Here is a 22,823-nt window from a genome sequence, read left to right as displayed (position 1 = left end):
GCCGGGTCAGACTATCAGGAGGCGCGGTAACCGCCGCCCAGTGCGCTGGTCAGCTGTATAGAAGCATCCAGCCACTGTCCCTGTAGAACCAGACCATTAAGCTGTTCGCGTAATGCCGGAATTTTGGCCTCGCTAACCCGGGAACCTGCAATGATACCGGCGCTATATCGTGCCTGCGCAAGCCCCACGACGCGCTGTGCGTCATGTTCAATTTGCTGCTGATGCTGGTTCTTCTGCGCCAGCGTTTCTACCTGTGATGCCGCACGCGCCACGTCATTCACCGCATCGACCACTGCCTTGTTGTAATTTGCCACCGTCAGGTTACTCTGCGCTTTCGTGATATCGAGATTCGCATTCAGTCTGCCGCTATCAAAAATAGGCAGCGTCAGTCCAGCCGTCACGCCCATCTGCTGTGCGGAATGGCGGAACAAATCGCTCAGATGCAGCGCATCCTGCTGTAAAAACGCCATCAGGTTAACGTCCGGATAGAATGCCGCTTTTGCCGCATCAATGCTGCTCAGCGATGACTCGATGTACCAATGTGCGGCCTGTAAATCAGGGCGGCGGGCCAGCAGCGAATAACCAAGCTGTGACGGTAGCTGGCTTTCTACCGCCGGTAGCGTCGTTGCTTTAAGCTTCATGACGGAAGATTGCGAGTTGGTCAGTGCGCTCAGCCGCGCCTCTATCACCTTCATTTTGCCGCTGACATCGTTCAGCTGCTGCTCCGTTTTACTGGAATCGATATCCGTTTCAACACCTTCGACAGAAGAGGTAATCCCGTTTTGATACAGTTGACGATCGACGGTGATGACGTTCTGTTGCTCGGTTTTAATCTGCGTCAGCACGGTTTTAAGCGCCGCCTGTGTCTGCCACTCCCAGTACAAACGCGATACGCCGCTCGCCAGTAGCTGGCGAGTTTGCTCACGTTCAGCCTCACGCGCTTTCACCTCGCCAATACGCGCCGCCACTTCAGCCCGGTTTTTACCCCACAGATCCAGGTTCCAGCCTGCGGTTAAACCAAAGGTTCCATTGGTGTACCACGGCCCGGTCGTGCCTGCAGCAGGATCGGTAATGGCAAACGGTCCCATTAAACCTTCTGCCGACATTCTTTGACGTTCAACGTCTGCGGAAAAATCAACTTCTGGACCATCCTGCGCCTTAACCGCTTTAGCCTGCGCTTCTGCCAGTTGAATGCGCTGTTCTGCTACCTGCATGTCTGGAGAATTCTTCAGGGTGCTGTCAATCAACGCATTCAGCTGTGGATCGTGATACGCCTTCCACCATTGGCTGTCCGGCCAACCATTTTTTAATGCCGCGGGCAACGCGGAGTCAACGTTCACAGCGGGCGTCTGCTGTGACAGCGATTGACGATTGTCATGCATAGGTGCACAACCGACCATCAAAATAAGCAGCGGCAAACATGCCGTTGCAACAAGAACAGAGTTACGATTCATGGGAATATACAGGTAAGAAAAGATGCACAGAGAGTACGACTTACCGCATTCTCTTTTTTAGTTACGCGTGGCAATACATCTTTTGAAATAAAATCACATAGTAAAAAAACATATACATGGTAAATGGTTCTGTCAAAATAATTCCAATAAATTATAAATGGAGGCGTAATGTCACAAAATATCTATGATGACCCGACATTCTTTGCCGGATATGCCACGCTGGATCGTTCAGTAAAGGGACTCGACGGCGCACCAGAGTGGCCAACAATACAAGCCATGTTCCCTCCCCTACAGGGAAAAAATATTCTTGATTTAGCTCACTGGCACTGCATTATTTGCACGATATAGAACGATTATTGCAAACCATTTACCAATCATTAATACCGTGCGGAATGCTGGTTTTCTCCGCTGAACATCCTATTTATACCGCGCCGCTCAGCCAGGGGTGGATTAAAGATAAAACCAGGTTTGGATGAATGGGGTCCATCGGTTGAACAAATTGCCGCCATCCGGCAATAAATCAGGCAACACTTGTGATGGCCTGAATCGCGCGTGCAATATCCGGTGAATTATTCAAAGCCCGAATTTCCTGAAACAGTTCTGTCGCTTCAACATATTCTTTACGAAGATAGCCCAGCCACTGTTTGATACGCGCCACATGATACAGCCCGGTATCACCTTGTTTTTCCAGTCGGGTATATTTTTGCAGTAACGTCACGACTTCAGGCCATGGCATACGCGGTTCATTATATTTCACCACGCGACTCAAATTCGGGATATTAAGCGCACCGCGCCCGATCATGACGGCATCGCATCCGCTGATGGCCATACAGTCCTGTGCGCTTTGCCAGTCCCAGATCTCACCATTCGCGATAACCGGGATATTGAGACGCTGGCGAATCTCGCCAATGGCCTGCCAGTTAATGTACTCGGCCTTATAGCCCTGTTCTTTGGTTCGACCGTGTACCACCAACTCGCTGGCACCGGCCTGCTGGACGGCATCAGCAATTTCGAATTGCCTGTCACTGCTGTCCCAGCCCAGACGCACTTTTACCGTCACCGGTAAATGGGCCGGAACCGCATCACGCATGGCCTTAGCGCCACGGTAAATCAGCTCAGGGTCCTTCAGTAACGTTGCGCCGCCGCCGCTGCCATTCACCAGTTTCGACGGGCATCCACAATTTAGATCGACGCCATACGAACCCAGCTCAACCGCGCGGGCTGCATTTTCTGCCAGCCACTGCGGATACTGCCCCAGCAGTTGTATACGCACCGGCGTACCGGATGTCGTGCGGCTGGCGTTAAGCAGTTCAGGGCAAATGCGGTGAAAGACTTTTACCGGCAGTAGTTGATCTACCACGCGAACAAATTCGGTGATACAGAGATCATAATCATTTACTTCAGTCAGCAGCTCGCGCACCAGTGAGTCGAGCACGCCTTCCATCGGCGCCAGTAAAACACGCATATTGTTACCCGCAAAAAAGAGAGGCGCTATGGTAACGTCTCTATGCAGGAGATTAAAGCGTCTCAGCGCCGGGCACAGATTTGGTTATGCTGATCGGGGGTATTGCCTGATGTTCCTGATATCTATTTCCACTATGCTTAGAATTCATGATGTGATCGGTAGCACGTTTTAAAGTTTAATTGTATGATGAATCAGTCTCGTCAAGGGTTTCAATTATGAGCAAGTCACTGAACATTATCTGGCAATATTTACGCGCATTCGTCCTCATTTATGCCTGCCTCTACGCAGGTATTTTTCTTGCATCACTGCTGCCTATAACGATTCCAGGCAGCATTATCGGCATGCTGATTCTGTTTGTATTACTGGCATTACAGATCTTACCAGCAAAATGGGTAAACCCAGGGTGCTACGTACTGATTCGTTACATGGCCCTGCTGTTTGTCCCGATTGGCGTGGGGATCATGCAGTACTTTGACTTGCTACGCGCACAATTTGGTCCGGTCGTGGTGTCCTGCACCATCAGTACACTGGTCGTATTCCTGGTAGTGAGCTGGAGCTCGCACATTGTTCACGGCGAACGCAAAATCGTTGGCCAAAAAGGGTCTAAACAATGATGTCGTATATCTGGTGGTCGTTACCCCTCACCCTGGCGGTATTTTTTGCTGCACGTAAGCTGGCAGCGCGATTTAAAATGCCGCTATTGAACCCGTTGCTGGTCGCCATGGTGGTGATTATTCCCTTTCTGATGCTGACCGGTATCCCCTACGATCACTACTTCAAAGGCAGCGAGGTGCTGAACGATTTACTGCAACCTGCTGTCGTCGCGCTAGCCTATCCGTTATATGAGCAGCTGCACCAAATCCGTGCCCGCTGGAAATCAATCATTGCTATCTGTTTTGCCGGGAGCGTTGTGGCGATGGTAACAGGTACAACAATCGCTTTGTTGATGGGCGCATCACCGCAAATTGCCGCGTCTATTATGCCTAAATCGGTAACCACGCCTATCGCTATGGCTGTGGGTGGCAGTATTGGCGGCATTCCAGCTATCAGCGCCGTATGCGTTATTTTTGTCGGTATCCTCGGCGCCGTATTTGGCCATACCCTGCTTAATGCGATGCGTATTCGCACCAAGGCCGCTCGTGGGCTGGCCATGGGCACCGCTTCGCACGCCCTGGGCACGGCTCGTTGTGCAGAACTGGACTACCAGGAAGGCGCGTTTAGCTCACTGGCGCTGGTGATTTGCGGGATTATTACCTCATTGGTTGCCCCATTCCTGTTCCCGGTTATCCTGGCAGTGGTTGGCTAATCTGCATTTTTAAGCTGTTTATTTGCGATGCGTTGCACATTTTTCATTTAAGTTTCATCAGTTGCATAAACAATGAGATTTGGATCACATATAAAGCCCTATCAGGCCCGTAAACTACGGTTCCATTACATTGTTATGAGGCAACGCCATGCATCCACGTTTTCAAACTGCTTTTGCCCAACTCGCGGATAACTTGCAATCAGCCCTGGCCCCTATTCTGGCGGATGTACATTTCCCCGCCATGCTGACGGCTGAGCAGGTTTCTTTGCTTAAACGCGAATCGGGACTGGACGAAGACGCGCTGGCATTCGCTCTGCTGCCTTTAGCTGCGGCCTGCGCGCGTACTCCGCTGTCCAACTTCAACGTTGGCGCAATCTCACGAGGTATCAGCGGAACCTGGTATTTCGGTGGGAATATGGAGTTTCTTGGTGCCACAATGCAGCAAACCGTTCACGCCGAGCAGAGCGCCATCAGCCATGCCTGGTTACGTGGCGAAAAAGGACTCGCTGCGATTACCGTCAACTACACCCCTTGCGGGCACTGCCGTCAGTTTATGAATGAGCTGAACAGCGGACTGGATTTACGTATTCACCTGCCTGGGCGTGAACCACACGCACTACGCGACTATCTGCCGGACGCTTTTGGGCCAAAAGATCTCGACATCAAAACGCTGTTGATGGATGACCAGGATCACGGCTTCGCGCTGCAAGGCGATGCGCTGACCCAGGCGGCGATTGCCGCCGCCAACAGATGCCACATGCCGTACAGCAAATCCCCGAGCGGCGTGGCGCTGGAGTGTAAGGATGGTCAAATTTTCAGCGGCAGTTATGCTGAAAACGCCGCCTTCAACCCAACGCTGCCACCGTTGCAGGGTGCATTAAACCTGCTGAGTCTGAACGGTTACGACTATCCGGACATTCAACGTGCGGTGCTGGCAGAAAAAGCGGATGCGGCGCTTATCCAGTGGGACGCGACATCTGCCACTCTGAATGCGCTGGGCTGCGACAATATCGAGCGCGTACTACTCGGTTAATGGTTTCAATAACGCCAGTTCGTAGGCTGGATAAGGTGTTTACACCGCCATCCGGCAATACGCAGAATGCCTAAAATCCCCTCAATCAGACTGCTGTTTCTTGCGCTCCGCCGTTGGGTACAGTAGCCTGATTGAAATTCCATCCAAATAACGAGTTTTCTGCATGTTAAAGCGCGTGTTTTACAGCCTGTTAGTCCTGGTAGGCTTGCTGCTGTTGACTGTGCTTGGACTCGACAGATGGATGAGCTGGAAGACGGCCCCCTATATCTATGACGAATTACAGGATCTCCCCTACCGTCAGGTTGGCGTTGTCCTCGGCACGGCAAAATACTACCGTACCGGCGTCATCAATCAGTATTATCGCTACCGAATTCAGGGCGCATTAAATGCGTATAACAGCGGCAAAGTAAACTATCTGCTACTTAGCGGCGACAACGCGCAGCAAAGCTATAACGAACCGATGACGATGCGTAAAGACTTGATTGCCGCGGGCGTCGATCCCGCTGACATCGTGCTTGATTACGCAGGATTCCGTACGCTTGATTCGATTGTACGCACCCGCAAAGTATTCGATACCAACGATTTCATCATCATTACCCAGCGATTCCACTGTGAGCGTGCGTTGTTTATTGCGCTACATATGGGGATTCAGGCCCAGTGTTATGCGGTACCTTCGCCAAAAGATATGCTTACCGTGCGGGTGCGCGAATTCGGTGCTCGCTTTGGTGCGCTGGCCGATCTCTACCTTTTTAAACGCGAGCCACGTTTTTTAGGTCCGCTGGTGCCCATCCCGACCATGCATCAGGTACCTGACGATGCTCAGGGATATCCGGCAGTCACTGCAGAACAATTACTCGAATTACAAAAGAAACAAGGAAAATAAGCATGGATGTACAAACTCTCTTCGTCGTATTGGCCTTTCTGCTCATTCCCCTCTTTTGTTTCCGTGAAGCCTGGAAAGGCTGGCGTACTGGCGCGGTAGATAAAATTAAGAAGAATGCGCGTGAGCCGGTTTATGCCTACCGGAATGAAGCCCCATTACAGTTCTGGTCTTATGTATTAGTTTATGCCGGATGCGGATGTTTATCTTTCGGTATGGTTATTTATTTAGTCTTTTATCGCTAAAGAGATTACCGTTATATTAGCACTTGAGAATAGCTAATATTATGATAATGGTTACCATTTCAATATAAGGGATTAATGCTGCCCGCCAGCATTTCCCTCAAACTATCTTCTATTTGTGAATCCTTTCACAGAATACTCTTCCTGCAGTGCTTAGCCTTAAGAATAGCCTTTCACTTTTTATATTTTGTTATTAACGGTTTGCCTTAATTTACTCAAGCATTAAGGAAGAAAATATGCCACAACAAAATTATCTGGATGAGCTCACGCCTGCTTTTACCCCTTTATTAGCCATAAAAGAGGCTTCCCGCTGTTTATTATGTCACGATGCCCCTTGTAGCCAGGATTGCCCGGCGCAAACCGACCCGGGGAAATTTATTCGCTCCATTTATTTCCGTAATTTTAAAGGCGCAGCCGAAACTATCCGCGAAAATAATGCGCTCGGTGCGGTGTGCGCCCGCGTATGCCCAACCGAAAAATTATGCCAGCGCGGATGTACGCGTTCAGGAATTGATAAACCTATTGATATCGCGCGTCTGCAGCGCTTTATAACCGATTTTGAACAGCAGACCGCGATGAAAATATATCAGCCGGCAACAAAAACGCTGGGCAAGGTCGCCGTCATCGGTGCGGGCCCGGCAGGATTACAGGCCAGCGTAACGCTGAGCAATCTTGGTTATGACGTAACCATCTTCGAAAAACAGGCTCAGCCAGGTGGCTGGTTGCGCTATGGCATCCCTGAGTTTCGTTTGCCGCAATCGGTTTTGGATCTTGAAATTGCCCGAATCATTGAAATGGGAGTGACCATCACGTGCAATTGCGAAGTTGGCCATGCCCTTTCCATTGAGCAACTCAAAGCTGAATATCGCGCTGTACTGGTTACCGTAGGGATGTCTTATGGTTCAACGTTACCTCTGTTTGAGAGAGCGAATCACGTTGAAATTGCCGTCGATTTCCTGCAGCGCGCCCGACAAGCCAGCGGCGATATTACCGTCGCAAAAAGTGCATTGATCATCGGTGGCGGCGATGTGGCGATGGATGTCGCCAGTACACTGAAACTGCTGGGCTGCCCGTCCGTCACCTGTGTCGCGCGTGAAGAACTAGCCGAATTCCCTGCCAGCGACAAAGAGTTCAACAGCACCCAGGCATTAGGGGTATCAATTATTGACGGTTTCACGCCTGTGGCGGTTAGTGGAAATCGCGTAACCTTTAAGCACGTACGCCTGCCAGGAGAACTCTCGCTTGAAGCCGAACATATTATTCTTGCCGTCGGTCAACATGCGCAGCTTGATGATTTTGCCGCGTTAAAGCCACAGCGCAATCTTATCGATACGCACAATTACCAAACCGCCGATCCGGTTATGTTTGCCGCGGGCGATATTGTTAAAGGCGATAAAACCGTTGTATACGCCGTGAAAACCGGAAAAGAAGCCGCTCAGGCCATTCATCACTATTTAGAGGGAGCTTGCTCATGTTAACGAAAGATCTTTCTATTACCTTTTGCGGCGTCAAATTTCCCAACCCGTTCTGCCTCTCTTCTTCTCCGGTAGGCAACTGCTATGAGATGTGCGCCAAAGCCTATGATAGCGGCTGGGGCGGCATTGTTTTTAAAACGATCGGGTTCTTTATTGCCAATGAAGTCTCCCCGCGCTTTGACCATCTGACCAAAGAAGATACCGGCTTTATTGGCTTCAAAAACATGGAGCAAATTGCCGAGCATCCGCTGGAGGAGAATCTGGCTGCTATTCGGCGACTGAAACAAGACTACCCGGATAAGGTCCTGATTGCGTCGATCATGGGTGAAAACGAAGAACAGTGGCAGGAACTGGCCCGCCTGGTTGAAGAGGCAGGTGCCGACATGATCGAGTGTAACTTCTCGTGCCCGCAAATGACCTCGCATGCTATGGGCAGCGATGTAGGACAAAGCCCTGAGCTGGTTGAAAAATATTGTCGGGCAGTGAAACGCGGCTCGTCTCTGCCAATGCTGGCTAAAATGACGCCGAATATTGGTGATATGTGTGAAGTGGCGCTGGCGGCAAAACGCGGAGGTGCGGACGGTATCGCGACCATCAATACGGTTAAATCCATCACTAATATCGACCTGAACAGGAAAATCGGAATGCCGGTTGTCAACGGTAAATCCAGTATTTCCGGCTACTCCGGCAAGGCCGTCAAGCCTATCGCCCTGCGATTTATCCAACAGTTGCGCACGCATCCCGAACTGCGCGATTTCCCGATTAGCGGCATCGGGGGAATTGAGACCTGGGAAGATGCCGCCGAGTTTTTACTGTTAGGCGCGGCCACGCTGCAGGTGACCACCGGGATCATGCAGTATGGCTATCGGATTGTGGAGGACATGATCAGCGGGCTGTCACATTACCTCGCCGATCAAGAGTTTGACTCACTGGAGGAGATGGTGGGTCTTGCTAATAGTAATATCATCCCCGCCGAGGAGCTTGACCGTAGCTACATCGTTTATCCGAACATCCATCTGGATAAATGCGTTGGCTGTGGGCGCTGCTACATCTCATGTTACGACGGTGGGCATCAGGCGATGGAATGGAATGAGGAAACCCGTACACCACACTGCAATACGGAAAAATGTGTGGGATGCTTATTGTGCGGTCACGTTTGCCCGGTAGCCTGTATTGATCTGGGCGAGGTGAAATTTAAACCCGGAGAGAAAGAACATGCGTTAACGTTGTAACGCAGATAAAAAAGCCCGGTGCAGATTGCGCTGCACCGGGCTTTTTACATTGTACGATTACTTCTTACGCGCGTATTTCAGTGAATCCAGCGCGACCGCGAAGATGATAATGCCGCCCTTGATAATATACTGCCAGTAAGGGTTTACGCCGATGTAGGTCAGACCGTAGTTGATGACGGTGAAGATAATCACACCGGTCACCACACCAAACACGGTTCCTACCCCGCCGCTAAACGACACGCCGCCAACCACGCACGCGGCAATCGCATCCAGCTCATACATAAAGCCGAGGTTGTTGGTCGCCGAGCCAATACGCCCAGCTTCGAGCAAACCACCAAAAGCATAGAACACGCCAGACAACGCATAGATGATCAGCAGGTTCAGCGCGACGTTTACCCCGGACACTTTCGCCGCTTCAGGGTTACCGCCGATAGCGAAAATATTTTTACCAAAACGGGTCTTGTTCCACAGCACCCATACAAAGGCCACGGCAATCAAGGCGTAGAAAGTAATGTAGGAGAGTCGGAAACTGCCCAGCGCAATAAAGCCCTGCGCAAAGGTTGAGAACCCGCTGTCAAAGCCAGAAATTGGCGATGCGCCGACGAAGTCGTAGTACAGGGAGTTGATCCCGTAAACGATAATCATCGTACCGAGGGTGGTAATAAATGGCGTCACGTTCAGGTAAGCAATGATAATACCGTTCACCAGACCGATAATGGCACCAATCACGCAGACAATCAGCACCACCACGATGATTGGCATCGTCGCCATTTCCGGGAACACCTTGTTGGCGTTCTCCATCGACTGCAGCAGGGTTGCCGCCACAACCGCCGCCAGCCCGACCTGACGCCCTGCAGACAGGTCGGTCCCCTGGGTAACAATCAGCCCGGCTACGCCCAATGCGATAATAATACGCACCGAGGATTGCGTCAGAATATTACTCAGGTTCAGTAAACTTAAGAAAGTGGGATCCTGGAAAATAATAATCGCCAGCAAAACCAAAAGAACAACGTAAATTCCGCCTTCTTTCAGATAAGTAAGAAAACTTTTCTTATTTAACGCACTCATGAGGAGCCCCTAATCTTAAAGGTGCAAAGACGCAAGACGGAGGATTTCGTTTTGCGTTGTGGTTTTGGTTTCAACAATTCCAGCGACGAGGCCATTGCTCATCACCAGAATACGATCGGTAATACCTAACAACTCCGGCATTTCAGAGGAAATAATAATGATCCCCTTTCCTTTTTTCGCCAGTTCAGCAATCAACTGATAAATCTCAAATTTCGCGCCGACATCGATACCGCGTGTAGGTTCATCCAGCATCAGGATTTCAGGCTGCGTTAACAACCAACGGCCAATGACCACCTTTTGCTGATTACCACCAGAAAGCGAACCTATTTGCGTACGATGCCCTGGCGTTTTTACCCTCATCGAGTCAATTACCCACTGGGTATCGCTCTTCATGCGGGAATTATCCAGCAGGCCGACTTTATTTTTATAGTTCTGGATATTGGAGATTAACGAGTTAAAACCAATGTCCAGATAGGCATAAATACCGGTTGAGCGACGCTCTTCGGTGACCAGCGCAAAACCATGGTTAATCGCTTCATTCGCGCTGTGGTTATTGATTTTTTTGCCGTGGAGCGTAATCGTGCCCGATGATTTCTCACGAATGCCAAACAACGTTTCAACAATATCGGTGCGTTTCGCGCCAACCAGGCCGGCAATGCCGAGAATTTCCCCTTTATGGAGATCAAAAGAGATATCACGAATCGACGGCTGACGCAGAGAAGTCAGGTTACGCACTTCCAGAATCACTTCTCCCGGCTTGTTCTCTTTATCCGGGAAACGTTGGTTCAGTGAGCGTCCGACCATCATGGCGATGATCTTATCCATGTCCAGCCCTTCCAGCGGCTGGGTCGCAATCCATTGACCATCACGCAGCACGGTAATTTCATCACACAGTTGAAATATTTCTTCCATTTTGTGAGAAATATACACAATCCCGCATCCACGCTCTTTCAGCTTACGGATGATGGTAAACAGATGATTAACCTCTTTCTCGGTTAACGATGAGGTCGGTTCATCCATAATGACGATTTTGGCGTCATACGAAAATGCTTTCGCAATTTCAATCATCTGCATTTGCGAAACGGATAATGTGCCGACGCGCGCACGCGGATCGATATCAATATCCAGTTCATCGAAAATCGCTTTGGTATCGCGGTACATTTTTTCCTGATCGACAAACATACCTTTGGTGGGATAGCGTCCCAGCCACATGTTGTCCATCACAGAGCGTTGTAATACCAGGTTTAATTCCTGGTGTACCATCGAAATACCATTCTCAAGCGCTTCCTTAGCAGAATGAAAATCGATTTCTTTACCCTGAAATAAAATACTACCGGAATCTTTTTGATAGATCCCAAAAAGACATTTTAATAATGTTGACTTTCCAGCGCCATTCTCGCCCATCAGAGCATGAATAGAATGTGGGCGGACTTTTAAATTGACATTATCAAGAGCCTTAACGCCGGGAAAGGACTTGTTGATGCCGCTCATTTCCAACAAGTATTCGCCTGACGACTGAGTATTAGTGCTGACCATAATTATACCTTGTTGGCCTTGCAGAGTGCGCAATTAAGGGCGCAATGAAATTGCGCCCACAGACGGAGTATTTATTTGTTGGTGAACTCTGCCAGATTATCTTTATCGACACCTACATATGGAACGCGAACAATTTTGTTCTCAATTTTCCAGTTGGTGCCGTCTGCCGCGCCTTTGCCATCAGCCAGGTTTTTCGCCAGATCAAAGGTGGCTTTCGCCTGGTTATTTGCATCGTTCAGCACGGTACCGGCCATAGCGCCAGATTTCACCAGAGCCAGGGCTTCAGGCAGCGCATCGACGCCAAATACCGGGACGCTGGTTTTGTTGTGTGCTTTCAGCGCTTCAACTGCGCCCATTGCCATCGCATCGTTGTTGGCGATAACCACTTCGATTTTGTTTGCGTTAGGACCGGACATCCACGCATCCATCTTATCTTTCGCCTGAGCGGTATCCCACATTGCAGTATCTAACTGCAGTTGTTCAGTTTTGATGCCTTTATCGTTCAGCTCTTTAATTACGTAGGTCGTACGAGCTTCGGCATCCGGGTGTCCCGGTTCGCCTTTCAGCAGAACAAACTGAATTTTGCCATCTTTGTTCAGATCCCAGTTCGGGTTAGCGGCCCAGTGCTTGGCAATCAAGTCACCCTGAATAATCCCGGACTCTTTAGAGTCGGTACCGACATAATAGGCTTTGTCATAGCTGTCCAGCGCTTTACGGGAAGGCTCTTTGTTGAAGAACACAATCGGTACGTTCTGACCGCGTGCTTTTTCAATGACCGTTCCTGCTGCTGCCGGGTCAACCAGGTTGATAGCCAGTGCTTTAACGCCTTTTGCCAACAACACGTCGATCTGATCGTTCTGTTTGGACTGATCGTTTTGCGAGTCATTCATCAGCAACTGTACATCCGGCGCCGCTTTGGCATCTTTTTCAATAGCCTTACGTACCACGGACATAAAGTTATCGTCATATTTATAGATAGTCACACCAATGCGGGTATCAGCAGCGTGCGCAGCCGCGCCGAATAACATGCTTGCCATTACAGCAGACAGGGTCAACACCTTCTTATTCATGGTATCTCCGGTTTTATTATGCAGGGTAGTGCTTGAGATAAATGCTCGGCAGGCAGAACGTTACTGAAGTGTTACTGAACGCCGAAGCTCACTTTTAAAAATATTTCTTCCGTATCTGGCAACGCTCCAAAAACAGGCTTTAATTGTTGTTTAAGACGCCTATACCTCGATGAAAGTGATTATTCACCGTTACATAGTAGTTACAGCGCAGCAAACAGTGTCATCATAGCTATCGCATTGTTAAGATACTGTGAATTTACTCACATATTGAAAGCGGTTACATAGCCCGACATTATCAGTTAGTGATCGGTGCCGCATTCTGCCGCAAAGCCACAGAATGACGTCGCACCAGCGTCGGCATAAAGCAATGCGTTGCGTCAGGATCCAGCGTTCCCGCTGCGCCTTGTAGCGCAAGCTCAGTGGCCATTTTTGCCATAGAAGCAATGGGATAGCGAACCGTTGTCAGCTGCGGGTCAGTGTAACGTGCGATGGGAATATCATCGAAGCCAATGATTGAAAGGTGTAATGGAATAGCGATACCGTTATCTTTTAGCGCCGTTAGCGCGCCAGCGGCCATATTGTCGTTATAAGCGAAGACTGCCGTCAGTTGCAGGTTACGTCCCAGCAGTTCCACCATTGCGGACTCTCCGCCCTGCATATCCGGTGAACCGGTACCTATCCAACTGTCTGCCGGGGTAACCCCCTGTTCTTTCAGGGCACTTAGCCACCCTTCTTTACGCATTGCATCGTCCTCAATGCGGTGACTGGATGCCAGGTAACCAATACGTTGATGCCCATTATTCAGCAGCATACGGGTTGCCATTTTAGCCCCGCTAATATTATCCAGACAGACGCAACGATGCGCATAGCCCGGCACAATGCGGTTGATCAGCACCATGCCAGGGATCTGATCCATGAACTCGGCCAGTTCGCGATCGCTCAACGCTTTCGAGTGAACAATCAGTGCGTTACAACGCTGACGAATCAGTACCTCAATGGCATGACGTTCTTTTTCAGCCTCATGGTAGCTGTTGCCAATCAGGACGTACTTCTGATGCTGTTGAGCAACCATATCCACGGCCTTGACCAGCGCGCCAAAAAATGCGTCTGAAACATCCATCACCACAACGCCAATCGTGTCGCTCACCTGCGTCGCCAGCGCTTGCGCGTTGGCATTCGGTCGATAGCCGAGCTGAGTAACCGCCTTCATTACCGCTTCACGCGTATCGGGACTCACCAGCGCGCTGTTGTTCAGTACGCGGGAAACAGTCGCGACAGAAACGCCAGACTGTCGTGCCACATCACGGATGGTTACCATATTCACTACCCTGTTTAAGATGCGGTTACCCGCAGACACCCCAGGCTGGGTATTTTGTCAGCACAACGAAACGGACTGCGTGAGTGATGTCACAGGAATGAAAGCGCTTACATCCATTTTGTTAATGAATGTGATCCAGATCGTTATCTGGATGTTCGCGGTAATGATGTCCCTGACGCACGCAGGGTCAATTGACGCCATAGCCATTCTACCGGGCCTTGCCGGTAAAAATGCAACCAAATGACGGAGAAAAGCAGGTTAACGGCCCAGACCGGAATGACGAAATACAGCAACTCCAGCCGGTCGAATTTCATAAATAAGCCGAATTGATAAAACAGCGTGGTGCAAATTAAGGTTTGTAACAAATAGTTGGTTAGCGCCATGCGCCCAACGCAGGCTATGGCAATGACCCATTTTAAACGGCTAAGCTGCGGCCAGAAACCGAACATCAGCGCAGCGTAACCAATGGTCTGCAACGGCGCGCCCAGCTCTCGCGGGGCTTGTAACAGGAAAGCACACCAGCGGTAGGCCCAGTCCAGATGCCACTGCGCAACGATAGCAGGCAGGTTAATCGCCATCCCAATAATGACCAATAACGCGCCGGTACGTCGATAGTGCTGCAAACTGTACTGCCCTTTCAGCCAACCGCTGCGCATCAATGCCGCGCCCAGCAGCATCATCCCCGCCAGTTGCCAGCCGTACTGCGCACCCAACGCCAGCAAGCTATTGGACATCATATCTACGCGATTGCTGACCGCTTCCATACCGCCGTTCACCTTCCAGTATTTCTCATACAGCAACGCAGAAGCATCCGGTGTCCAGGCCCGACTGGTCTCACTTCCGGAGATAAATCCCAGCAGCAACAGCACACCAACGCCCGCCAGATAGAGCAACACGCCGGTATTAAACAGACTTTTGACGGAAGGGGCATCGCGAACCAACCGCCAGCAAATCAGCCCAATCAGGCCATACGCCAGCAGGATATCGCCATCCCAGAACAGCAAACCGTGAATAAACCCCAGCAGAACCAGCAAAGTGAGTCGTGACTGGATCCAACGTTTGCCTCGCGGTAGCAGCATCTGCAGACCCGCGCCAAACAGCAGCGCAAATAACGTGAGGAATTTCACCTGCGCGAAGAGATCAAGCACGGCCCAGGTCCAGGCATCTGACGGGGTAATGTTGCCGTACCAGGCAGGGTTCAGATAGGCCGCCTTTGGCAGACCAAAGGCGCTAATATTGAGAAGCAGGATGCCGAGGATGGCGACGCCACGAATAAAATCCAGCGTGACATTACGCTCCATGGCCCCTGCCCTGATCAGTTGTGGTGACGCACGGCGCGCAGGAATTCCTGACGCGTATTCTGGCTGGACTTAAACAATCCGCCAAGCGAGGTAGTGGTGGTAGCGCTGGTCGCATCACGAATACCACGCGCTTTCACGCAGTAATGCACAGCATCAATTGAAACCGCCACATTATTCGTCCCGAGCAACGTTTGCAGCGCGGTGAGAATTTGCTGAGTCAGGCGTTCCTGGACCTGCGGGCGCTGAGCGAAGAACTGCACAATGCGGTTAATCTTCGACAGACCGATGACCGAATCTTTCGGGATATAGGCCACCGTCGCTTTGCCATCAATCGTTACGAAGTGATGTTCGCAGGTGCTGGTCAGCGTGATATCGCGAACCGTGACCATCTCATCAACCTTCATCTTATTTTCAATGACGGTGATTTTCGGGAAGTTGGCGTAATCGAGGCCGGAGAAAATCTCATCGACATACATTTTAGCGATGCGATGTGGCGTTTCCATCAGACTGTCATCGCTCAAATCAAGATTGAGCAATTGCATAATCTCGGTCATATGACCGGAGATAAGACGTTTGCGCGTTTCATTATCCATCTCTTGCACAGGCGGGCGTAGTGGTGTTTCAAGACCACGCGCGACCAGCGCTTCATGAACCAGTGCCGCTTCTTTACTGAGTGATGACATTTCTTTTTCTCCTGCAGGTGGGGCGCCTCTGCCCTGCGTGGGGCAAAGTTTTTAGGCTGTGTCACAGCCAGAACATTGTGCGTGAGGCGGCGCACATAATCCAGTATTCACCGCGATAATTATTGAAATTGGTGCTGCCTTTTAGCACACAGATTTCATATGTCGTTCAACCGGGTGAATTCGAGTGTTAATGTAAAGTTATATAGATGATGAAGTATGTTTGCTCAATGCGGAAGTGAAAGTTACTCACAGTGCAATGAATAATCTGTATTATGGTGAGTTCGCAAACACATTCAGGTTCAACACAACAAGGAGCCACGCATGGAAATGCTTGAAGAGCACCGCTGTTTTGAAGGCTGGCAACAACGCTGGCGTCATGACTCCACCACGCTAAATTGCACCATGACCTTCAGTATTTTTCTTCCACCCCCCCGGGATAACACCCCACCTCCGGTGCTGTACTGGCTGTCAGGTTTGACCTGCAATGATGAAAACTTCACCACTAAAGCCGGAGCACAACGTATTGCGGCTGAACTGGGCATCGTTCTGGTGATGCCTGATACCAGCCCGCGTGGCGAACAGGTCGCCAATGATGAAGGCTACGATTTAGGCCAGGGTGCCGGATTTTATCTCAATGCCACGCAACAACCGTGGGCCTCACATTTTCGCATGTATGACTATATGCGTGACGAGTTGCCGGCACTCATTCAGTCACAGTTTAACGTCAGCGATCGCTGCGCCATCAGCGGGCACTCTATGGGGGGGCATGGTGCACTGATCATGGCACTGAAAAACCCTGGCAAATACACCAGCGTTTCTGCCTTCGCCCCCATCGTCAATCCATGTCGCGTACCGTGGGGTGAGAAAGCCTTTAGCGCCTACCTGGGTGAGGATAAATCACGGTGGGCGGAATGGGACAGCTGTGCGCTGATGCTGGCCAGTAAACCCGCAGATGCGATCCCAACGCTTATTGATCAGGGGGATAGCGATCAGTTTCTCGCCGATCAACTGCAACCCGCAGTGCTGGCCGAAACGGCCCGTCAAACCGCATGGCCGATGACATTACGCATTCAGCCGGGTTACGATCATAGCTACTACTTCATTGCATCATTTATTGAAGATCATCTGCGTTTCCACGCCCAATATTTGCTGAAGTAACGCCTGAGTGAGGGCGTCAGCCCTCTTCATTTCTCCATCATTCCTTCACTTTTTCTCCTTTTTTATTTCACCACTATCCCACTGAATTAAAAAGATTTTCCATGCCAAATACATCAAACACAAATGATTTCTATTATCATTTGTGTTTACAAATATTCATACTTTTGTACAATCCCCCCGCTTCTTTACTGAAAAGAGTCCTTAAAAGACAAATACATACAATTGTCATGGCCTTTCACATGACACGCAGTTAGATTCATTTAAATGGAATGATACAAATGACTATACCTCACGTTAAGGCTGTAGCCGCCGCAGTATGCGTCGCGAGTCTCCCATCACTCGTCTATGCCGCCGACCAGGATACCGTGGTCGTCACTGCCACCGGGTTTGAGCAAAAAATTCAGGATGCCCCCGCCTCCATTTCGGTTATTACCAAGCAGCAGATCGAAGATAAAGCCTATCGCGATGTGACCGATGCACTGAAAGACGTCCCAGGTGTTGTTGTGACCGGCGGCGGTAGCAGCAGTGATATCAGCATCCGCGGTATGGCCTCACAATACACGCTCTTCCTGGTTAACGGTAAACGTATCAGTACACGCGGTACCCGCCCGAACAGCGACAACGCGGGTATTGAGCAAGGCTGGCTACCGCCACTGGAATCCATCGAGCGTATCGAGGTGATCCGCGGCCCGATGTCGTCTCTGTACGGCTCTGACGCTATGGGCGGCGTGATTAACGTGATCACCAAAAAAGTCTCGAATACTAAAGCCTGGACCGGCTCCCTGCATGGTGATGCCACCCTCCAGGAAGATCGGGACTCCGGAGACCTTTACCAGACAAATGCATACGCGTCCGGACCACTGATCGACGGGCTACTCGGCGCAAAAGTGACCGGGCTGTTCTCCCATCGCGGAGAAGATAAGATAGTCAATGGTTACAATGAACAACGCCTGCGCAACGGCGGACTCACCCTCAACTTCACCCCGGATGATAAAAATGACATCGACTTCGATGTCGCGCATGAACTACAGGATCGCAACAGCACACCGGGCGAATCGATGGCGGCAGAAAACTGCCGTAACGGTGTTTGTAAGCCAAACAGCAAAAGCTACAACCGTTATGAACACACAACGTATTCATTAACCCACAGCGGTTATTACGACGATTTCAACAGCACCAGCTATGTTCAGCAGGAAGAGACCAAAAACCCTGGTCGTCAGATGAAATCCTACAACACGATCTTCAATAACCAGAACCAGGTCTTCCTCGGGGCGCACACCCTGACAGTTGGCGGGCAATACCGTTATGAAAAACTGCGCGATAACGGCAACCAACTGCAAGCAGCTGACGGTTTGAACAAATTGACCCGCTGGAGTTGGGCGTTGTTTGCCGAAGACGAATGGGCGGTTACCGATACTTTCACGCTGACCGGCGGTCTGCGTATGGATAAAGATGAAAACTACGGTGACAACTGGACGCCGCGCGGCTATGGCGTATGGCACCTGAGCGATCAGTGGACCTTAAAAGGGGGAGTTTCTGCGGGCTATCGTGCACCGGATCTGCGCCAGTCATCCGCAAGCTGGGGGCAAGTGACCGGTGGCGGTCGTCTGAACGGTATCATTGTCGGCAACCCGGATCTGAAACCAGAAAAAAGCCTGAGCGAAGAGATCGGTTTGCTGTGGGATAACGGCAACGACCTCAATGCGGGTGTCACGCTGTTCAATACTGACTTCAAAAACAAAATTACCGAAGTCCGTCGCTGTAACAGCAGTGCCGATCCGGCTTGTACTATTGGCAGCACTCATTACGACTTTGTCAGCGATCGGGTTAACGTTGATAAAGCCAATATGCGCGGTGTCGAATCCACCTTCGGTTGGAAGATGACCTCCGACATCAACTGGACAGCGAACTATACCTACACTGAATCTGAACAGAAAAGCGGTCAGTTCTCGGGCCAGCCGTTGAACAAAATGCCGAAGCATATGTTCAACACCACGCTGGACTGGCAGGCTACGCAGGATATCGGTTTCTGGAGCCGTTTGAATCTGCGTGGCAAAACATCAGAATACCTGAGCCGTACCTCCATGGCGCAAGGCACCCCTTCCTATACCCAGGTCGATATCGGTATGCGTTACTATGCGACCAAAGATGTACTGCTTACTGCTGGCGTGTATAACGTGCTGGATAAACAGATTGATTACGAGACCTATGACACCGTGCTTGATGGTCGTCGTTACACTGTTGGCCTGACATATAACTTCTAAATTTTAGACCATAAAAACCCCGGCATTCACCATGCCTAATGCTGTTCAGTTAACATAAAGCATCAACATGTGTTGGCGGGGTAATGAACATGCTCTCTCAGAGAAAGGGTTCCGTTCACCTCATGTTCATCGCTTCTCTGTACACTGAACACCCGTGAACGTGTTAAGGGTGCTATCTCCGCACCCTTAACAATCCCGGCTCCCGGCAGGAAAATTGTTGCTTCGCAATCCCCTCCGCTTATTCCTCCAGGCTACCGGGCCGGGCGCGATGCAACATCCCTGTCGTTCACACCCTGAACCCGCATCCCTGCGGGTTCTCCCGGCCTTATGGATACACGTCGGCAATTATCAGCCGGACCAGCCCACACCTCACCATCTGCGTTTTTTGTTTAAACAGCAAAACAGATTTAACTGGAAGTCAGAGCGTTGAAGCGATGACCCCGGTCCGGCTGAAAATCGATGAGGCGTTGACGGTTGACCGGGACGGCCTGCAGGGAGGCGTGCCCGGGCCGGGCCGACCCGGCAGGCAGACGGAATAAGACGAATACATCGTGCAGCGGCGATTTTCCCGCCGGGAGCCAGGGTTGCAAGGGAGGCGGCGGCGAGCCTCCCTTGCACGTTCACAGATATCTGTGCTTCAGAGAAATGACACCACTAAGATGAACGGAACCCTATAGCGGAATCAAATGTTCTCCATAATGCTTACCTGGCAAGCATTATGCACTGGATTACTTCTTCACACGTTTCGGAAAGTGCATTTCGCTGTAACGAACGAAACGGGTTCCTTTGGTCAGCTTATAGCCAAACCAGATGATCAGGAACAGCGGGATACCAATATAGGTTGCCATTACACCGCCCCAGTCAATGGTATCTTTCAGGAACGCTTCGTAGTTCTGGCCGAGAGTGATAATCAGGCACAGGACAAAGGCAAAGATCGGCCCCAGAGGGAAGAAGCCTGAACGATACGGCAGATCATTAATATCATGGCCCTGCAACACGTAACCACGGCGGAAACGATAGTGGCTAATTGCAATTCCCAGCCAGGCGATAAAGCCCGTCATCCCGGAAGTGTTCAACAGCCACAGGTACACAGTCTGGTTACCAAACATGGATGTCAGGAAGCACAGACCTGCCACAACAGTCGTCGCATACAGCGCGTTACGCGGTACGCCGCCACGAGACAGTTTAGAGAAAATACGCGGCGCTTTACCGTCACATGCCAAGGTGTAGAGCATACGTGTTGATGCATACATCCCGGAATTACCCGCCGACAGCACCGCCGTCAGGATAACGGCGTTCATCACCGCCGCCGCAGACAGCAGACCCGCATGCTGGAATACCAGCGTGAACGGGCTGACGCTGATGTCTTTTACATCATTGCGCAGCAGGCTCGGATCGGTATACGGTATAATCAGGCTGATAATCAAAATCGCGAACACATAGAACAGCAGGATTCGCCAGAATACCTGACGCACCGCGCGTGGAATGTTCTTCTCTGGATCTTCAGATTCGCCCGCGGCGATACCAATCAACTCGGTCCCCTGGAAAGAGAAGCCGACGATCATCGCCACACCAATCATGGCGGCAAAACCGCCAGCAAAGGGGGCATCACCTGTCGTCCAGTTACTCCAACCCACCGGTTGAGCACCTTTGAAGATACCGATAATCATCATTACGCCAACCACGATGAAGATAATCACGGTGGTGACTTTAATCAGTGAGAACCAATACTCCGCTTCGCCAAATCCACGTACCGAGATGTAGTTCAGCAGGAAGATAACGCCAAGGAACAGCGCACTCCAGATCCAACCAGGCGTATCCGGGAACCACCAGCTCATTACCAATTGTGCGGCCACCAGGTCCACGGCGATAGTCACCGCCCAGTTGTACCAGTAGTTCCAGCCGAGCGCGAAGCCAAAGCCTTCTTCTACATAGTTCTGACCGTAGGTAGAGAACGAACCGGAAACCGGCATGTAGGCAGCCAGCTCACCGAGACTGGTCATCAGGAAGTACACCATCAGGCCAATCAGAATATAAGAAAACAGCGCGCCGCCAGGACCCGCCGCAGAAATGGTTGCACCAGATGCAACGAAAAGACCCGTACCGATGGAACCACCAATGGCGATCATCGTCAGGTGACGCGCCTTCAGTTCACGGCGTAGCGTGGGCGCTTCTGTGGTTTTAGTTTCGGAAACCATGTGAAAATGCTATCCATCCAAAAAATGAGGCGCGATTGTAGCAGACGAAATGGCATTCTTCCGGCACAAATGCGCTGTTATAAGAGACCTTCATGACTGGCCGCGGATTATAAGTAAAGCAGAAATGGGCAACGTATGACGATTGCCCTCAGTTGACGATGGGGTGTTTATTGCAGGTACGACGCATCAGCGCCTTATTCAACCTGCTCTACCTGGTCGCTATAACGTAAAAAACGCAGCAGCGAGTTTGAAAGATGTTTTTGGCGATGATGGACGCGCCAAAGCGTGCGGACCAGACGTGGCAACGGCACCGGAACTTCGCTTAACGTTCCTGCCTGCAGTTGTTCTGCAATAACCCGACGCGACAAGCAGCTGATCCCGAGACCATGGCGCACCGCATGCTTAATGGCCTCAGAGTTACCCAACTCCATTGCCATCTGAAATCTCGGTAGATGAGACAACAGCAGATAATCCACCAGCTCGCGAGTACCAGACCCACGTTCGCGCAGGATCCAGGGCGAAGCCGCAAGTTGCTCCAGCGTCACGGGCCCCGTGGTTAGCGGCGATGACGGCGCAGCAAATACCACCAGTTCATCTTCCAGCCACGGTTCAGAGATGATTTCGGTACTGTGACAGGGCCCTTCAATCAGCCCGATATCGACCCGAAAATCCAGCACGGCATTGATAACATCCTGGCTGTTGCCCACGCTGAGTTCCAGCGGCAAATCGGGGAAATCCCGCCGGTAACCTGCAATCATGGCAGGTAAAATATAGTTGCCAATGGTGCTACTGGCATAGACGCGAATCGCGCCATTATCTTCACGAAAAAGCTGTTCAATTTCTGTCGTTTGCTCGAGCAAGGCCAACGCACGCGGATAGAGTAAGCGCCCGTGCTCATTAACGACCAGTCGCTTGCCGACGCGGTCAAACAGTTGCACGCCAAGTTGCCCCTCTAAATCGGTAAGCGCAGCACTGACCGCTGACTGCGACAATGACAACATGACAGATGCCTGAGTCGTCGAGCCGCTTTTCAGTACCTCAGCAAACACTTCAAGTTGTCGCAGGGTGATATGCATAGTCGTTTTCCACCGGGTAGCCCGTGCTTACCACTTATAAAGATTAATTATAAATATATAATCA

The 22,823-nt window shown here is 50.8% G+C and carries 19 protein-coding genes and 1 pseudogene; 10 read left to right on the top strand and 10 right to left on the bottom strand.

Going from position 1 to position 22,823, the window contains the following annotated elements; translation table 11 throughout:
* Positions 1 to 14 precede the first annotated feature (14 nt).
* Positions 15 to 1,454, bottom strand: a complete 1,440-nt coding sequence (gene mdtQ / locus HV041_RS04910; RefSeq protein WP_048211178.1) for a multidrug resistance outer membrane protein MdtQ — start codon at positions 1,452 to 1,454, stop codon at positions 15 to 17.
* A 168-nt stretch (positions 1,455 to 1,622) separates the two neighbouring features.
* On the opposite strand from mdtQ, the pseudogene HV041_RS04905 reads away from it, so the two are divergent.
* A pseudogene (locus tag HV041_RS04905) lies at positions 1,623 to 1,915 on the top strand (SAM-dependent methyltransferase); the annotation flags it as partial.
* Positions 1,916 to 1,974: 59 nt separating this feature from the next.
* Here HV041_RS04905 and dusC read toward each other — a convergent pair.
* A complete protein-coding gene (gene dusC, locus HV041_RS04900) occupies positions 1,975 to 2,919 on the bottom strand; it encodes a tRNA dihydrouridine(16) synthase DusC (RefSeq protein WP_048211177.1) in 945 nt (314 codons plus the stop codon).
* Positions 2,920 to 3,134: 215 nt separating this feature from the next.
* Here dusC and HV041_RS04895 point away from each other — a divergent pair, with 215 nt between their 5' ends.
* The 7 genes from HV041_RS04895 to preA all read left to right on the top strand — a co-directional run bounded on the left by HV041_RS04895 (position 3,135) and on the right by preA (position 9,087).
* Positions 3,135 to 3,533 carry a CidA/LrgA family protein gene (locus HV041_RS04895; RefSeq protein WP_005129194.1) on the top strand — a complete coding sequence of 133 codons (399 nt, stop codon included), beginning with the start codon at positions 3,135 to 3,137 and terminating at the stop codon, positions 3,531 to 3,533.
* Positions 3,530 to 4,225, top strand: coding sequence for a CidB/LrgB family autolysis modulator (locus HV041_RS04890; protein ID WP_048211176.1), 696 nt, complete (start codon positions 3,530 to 3,532; stop codon positions 4,223 to 4,225). Before HV041_RS04895 ends, HV041_RS04890 begins: the two co-directional genes overlap by 4 nt.
* A gap of 148 nt (positions 4,226 to 4,373) precedes the next feature.
* Positions 4,374 to 5,258, top strand: coding sequence for a cytidine deaminase (gene cdd, locus HV041_RS04885; protein WP_005129196.1), 885 nt, complete (start codon positions 4,374 to 4,376; stop codon positions 5,256 to 5,258).
* Between the two features lie 163 nt (positions 5,259 to 5,421).
* On the top strand, positions 5,422 to 6,141 hold the full coding sequence (sanA, locus tag HV041_RS04880) for an outer membrane permeability protein SanA (RefSeq protein ID WP_048211175.1): 720 nt from the start codon (positions 5,422 to 5,424) through the stop codon (positions 6,139 to 6,141).
* A gap of 2 nt (positions 6,142 to 6,143) precedes the next feature.
* Positions 6,144 to 6,383, top strand: a complete 240-nt coding sequence (locus HV041_RS04875) for a DUF2542 family protein (RefSeq protein ID WP_048211174.1) — start codon at positions 6,144 to 6,146, stop codon at positions 6,381 to 6,383.
* Positions 6,384 to 6,616: 233 nt separating this feature from the next.
* Positions 6,617 to 7,858, top strand: coding sequence for an NAD(P)-dependent oxidoreductase (locus HV041_RS04870; RefSeq protein WP_121584816.1), 1,242 nt, complete (start codon positions 6,617 to 6,619; stop codon positions 7,856 to 7,858).
* Positions 7,852 to 9,087 (top strand): NAD-dependent dihydropyrimidine dehydrogenase subunit PreA, encoded by a 1,236-nt coding sequence (preA, locus tag HV041_RS04865; protein ID WP_121584817.1) that lies wholly within the window; start codon positions 7,852 to 7,854, stop codon positions 9,085 to 9,087. The genes HV041_RS04870 and preA overlap by 7 nt, the downstream gene beginning before the upstream one ends.
* Before the next feature lie 57 nt (positions 9,088 to 9,144).
* Here preA and mglC read toward each other — a convergent pair whose 3' ends face one another.
* From mglC to folE, 6 genes are all read right to left on the bottom strand, one after another.
* A complete protein-coding gene (gene mglC, locus HV041_RS04860; RefSeq protein ID WP_003027393.1) occupies positions 9,145 to 10,155 on the bottom strand; it encodes a galactose/methyl galactoside ABC transporter permease MglC in 1,011 nt (336 codons plus the stop codon).
* 15 nt (positions 10,156 to 10,170) lie between these two features.
* Positions 10,171 to 11,691 carry a galactose/methyl galactoside ABC transporter ATP-binding protein MglA gene (gene mglA, locus HV041_RS04855; RefSeq protein ID WP_048211171.1) on the bottom strand — a complete coding sequence of 507 codons (1,521 nt, stop codon included), beginning with the start codon at positions 11,689 to 11,691 and terminating at the stop codon, positions 10,171 to 10,173.
* A gap of 71 nt (positions 11,692 to 11,762) precedes the next feature.
* Entirely contained in the window at positions 11,763 to 12,761 is a 999-nt protein-coding gene (mglB, locus tag HV041_RS04850) for a galactose/glucose ABC transporter substrate-binding protein MglB (RefSeq protein WP_003027399.1), read from the bottom strand.
* Between the two features lie 295 nt (positions 12,762 to 13,056).
* Positions 13,057 to 14,079, bottom strand: a complete 1,023-nt coding sequence (galS, locus tag HV041_RS04845) for an HTH-type transcriptional regulator GalS (RefSeq protein WP_048211170.1) — start codon at positions 14,077 to 14,079, stop codon at positions 13,057 to 13,059.
* A gap of 143 nt (positions 14,080 to 14,222) precedes the next feature.
* Positions 14,223 to 15,380 (bottom strand): DUF418 domain-containing protein YeiB, encoded by a 1,158-nt coding sequence (gene yeiB, locus HV041_RS04840; RefSeq protein ID WP_061068164.1) that lies wholly within the window; start codon positions 15,378 to 15,380, stop codon positions 14,223 to 14,225.
* A gap of 14 nt (positions 15,381 to 15,394) precedes the next feature.
* A complete protein-coding gene (gene folE / locus HV041_RS04835) occupies positions 15,395 to 16,063 on the bottom strand; it encodes a GTP cyclohydrolase I FolE (RefSeq protein WP_003027410.1) in 669 nt (222 codons plus the stop codon).
* A gap of 321 nt (positions 16,064 to 16,384) precedes the next feature.
* On the opposite strand from folE, the gene fghA reads away from it, so the two are divergent.
* Together fghA and HV041_RS04825 are read left to right on the top strand one after the other, a co-directional pair.
* Complete coding sequence (gene fghA / locus HV041_RS04830) at positions 16,385 to 17,221, top strand: S-formylglutathione hydrolase (RefSeq protein WP_048211168.1); 837 nt, start codon at positions 16,385 to 16,387, stop codon at positions 17,219 to 17,221.
* Between the two features lie 278 nt (positions 17,222 to 17,499).
* Positions 17,500 to 19,485, top strand: coding sequence for a ligand-gated channel protein (locus tag HV041_RS04825; protein ID WP_048211167.1), 1,986 nt, complete (start codon positions 17,500 to 17,502; stop codon positions 19,483 to 19,485).
* Between the two features lie 728 nt (positions 19,486 to 20,213).
* On the opposite strand, the gene lysP is transcribed toward HV041_RS04825, so the two are convergent.
* Positions 20,214 to 21,683 carry a lysine-specific permease gene (gene lysP, locus HV041_RS04820; protein WP_048211166.1) on the bottom strand — a complete coding sequence of 490 codons (1,470 nt, stop codon included), beginning with the start codon at positions 21,681 to 21,683 and terminating at the stop codon, positions 20,214 to 20,216.
* 194 nt (positions 21,684 to 21,877) lie between these two features.
* Positions 21,878 to 22,759, bottom strand: coding sequence for a DNA-binding transcriptional regulator YeiE (gene yieE / locus HV041_RS04815; protein WP_048211165.1), 882 nt, complete (start codon positions 22,757 to 22,759; stop codon positions 21,878 to 21,880).
* Positions 22,760 to 22,823 lie beyond the last annotated feature (64 nt).

It is taken from the genome of Citrobacter sp. RHBSTW-00029 (assembly GCF_014104295.1).
GTDB classification, from domain to species: Bacteria; Pseudomonadota; Gammaproteobacteria; order Enterobacterales; family Enterobacteriaceae; genus Citrobacter; species Citrobacter youngae.
The sequence above is the reverse complement of the archived record's forward strand: the minus strand, read 5'-3'. Positions and strand labels throughout refer to the sequence as shown.

What these genes read in the sequence shown, in the direction of transcription:
- yieE (WP_048211165.1), bottom strand. Translation starts at nt 22,759, where the DNA reads ATGCATATCACCCTGCGACAACTTGAAGTGTTTGCTGAGGTACTGAAA.
- HV041_RS04895 (WP_005129194.1), top strand. Translation starts at nt 3,135, where the DNA reads ATGAGCAAGTCACTGAACATTATCTGGCAATATTTACGCGCATTCGTC.
- sanA (WP_048211175.1), top strand. Translation starts at nt 5,422, where the DNA reads ATGTTAAAGCGCGTGTTTTACAGCCTGTTAGTCCTGGTAGGCTTGCTG.
- dusC (WP_048211177.1), bottom strand. Translation starts at nt 2,919, where the DNA reads ATGCGTGTTTTACTGGCGCCGATGGAAGGCGTGCTCGACTCACTGGTG.
- lysP (WP_048211166.1), bottom strand. Translation starts at nt 21,683, where the DNA reads ATGGTTTCCGAAACTAAAACCACAGAAGCGCCCACGCTACGCCGTGAA.
- mglC (WP_003027393.1), bottom strand. Translation starts at nt 10,155, where the DNA reads ATGAGTGCGTTAAATAAGAAAAGTTTTCTTACTTATCTGAAAGAAGGC.
- HV041_RS04870 (WP_121584816.1), top strand. Translation starts at nt 6,617, where the DNA reads ATGCCACAACAAAATTATCTGGATGAGCTCACGCCTGCTTTTACCCCT.
- HV041_RS04825 (WP_048211167.1), top strand. Translation starts at nt 17,500, where the DNA reads ATGACTATACCTCACGTTAAGGCTGTAGCCGCCGCAGTATGCGTCGCG.
- preA (WP_121584817.1), top strand. Translation starts at nt 7,852, where the DNA reads ATGTTAACGAAAGATCTTTCTATTACCTTTTGCGGCGTCAAATTTCCC.
- HV041_RS04875 (WP_048211174.1), top strand. Translation starts at nt 6,144, where the DNA reads ATGGATGTACAAACTCTCTTCGTCGTATTGGCCTTTCTGCTCATTCCC.
- HV041_RS04890 (WP_048211176.1), top strand. Translation starts at nt 3,530, where the DNA reads ATGATGTCGTATATCTGGTGGTCGTTACCCCTCACCCTGGCGGTATTT.
- yeiB (WP_061068164.1), bottom strand. Translation starts at nt 15,380, where the DNA reads ATGGAGCGTAATGTCACGCTGGATTTTATTCGTGGCGTCGCCATCCTC.
- mglB (WP_003027399.1), bottom strand. Translation starts at nt 12,761, where the DNA reads ATGAATAAGAAGGTGTTGACCCTGTCTGCTGTAATGGCAAGCATGTTA.
- folE (WP_003027410.1), bottom strand. Translation starts at nt 16,063, where the DNA reads ATGTCATCACTCAGTAAAGAAGCGGCACTGGTTCATGAAGCGCTGGTC.
- mglA (WP_048211171.1), bottom strand. Translation starts at nt 11,691, where the DNA reads ATGGTCAGCACTAATACTCAGTCGTCAGGCGAATACTTGTTGGAAATG.
- fghA (WP_048211168.1), top strand. Translation starts at nt 16,385, where the DNA reads ATGGAAATGCTTGAAGAGCACCGCTGTTTTGAAGGCTGGCAACAACGC.
- mdtQ (WP_048211178.1), bottom strand. Translation starts at nt 1,454, where the DNA reads ATGAATCGTAACTCTGTTCTTGTTGCAACGGCATGTTTGCCGCTGCTT.
- galS (WP_048211170.1), bottom strand. Translation starts at nt 14,079, where the DNA reads ATGGTAACCATCCGTGATGTGGCACGACAGTCTGGCGTTTCTGTCGCG.
- cdd (WP_005129196.1), top strand. Translation starts at nt 4,374, where the DNA reads ATGCATCCACGTTTTCAAACTGCTTTTGCCCAACTCGCGGATAACTTG.